This is a genomic window from Microbispora bryophytorum, assembly GCF_006874465.1.
GTDB lineage: Bacteria > Actinomycetota > Actinomycetes > Streptosporangiales > Streptosporangiaceae > Microbispora > Microbispora bryophytorum.
In genome coordinates, this window is the sequence record NZ_VIRL01000124.1 from 1 (window position 1) to 386 (window position 386).

Here is a 386-nt window from a genome sequence, read left to right on the forward strand (position 1 = left end):
CTGTAGTAGGACGCTGATTATTAACTGACACTTTCATACGTATATATAATTCATTGGTGTCTAAATCTTTGATTCGAATATTTTTTATTGTAATATTCTTTTCTCTAATGCTGTTAGTTGTATCAAAAATATTGTGCTTATCAGCCAGCTTAAGTTGAAGAATAAGCTCTTTCTCGCGCAGTTGCCTAGGCCCTAGAATAGTAATAAGGAAAGGGAGAAGTTCAACGCTGATGATGAGCAGTACAACTCCGGTAATAGCTTCGGGATAAAACCCTGCACCAACAGCAATACCTATACCTGCTGCCCCCCAGATAATAGCGGCTGTTGTAAGCCCAGAGATGCTGTCATTTTCTTTTCGTAAAATAACACCCGCTCCTAAAAAACCA

1 protein-coding gene is annotated in these 386 nt (G+C 38.9%); it reads right to left on the minus strand.

Going from position 1 to position 386, the window contains the following annotated elements:
• A partial coding sequence (locus FLX07_RS36145) for an MgtC/SapB family protein (protein WP_208762591.1) occupies nucleotides 1-386 on the minus strand: 386 nt, incomplete at both ends.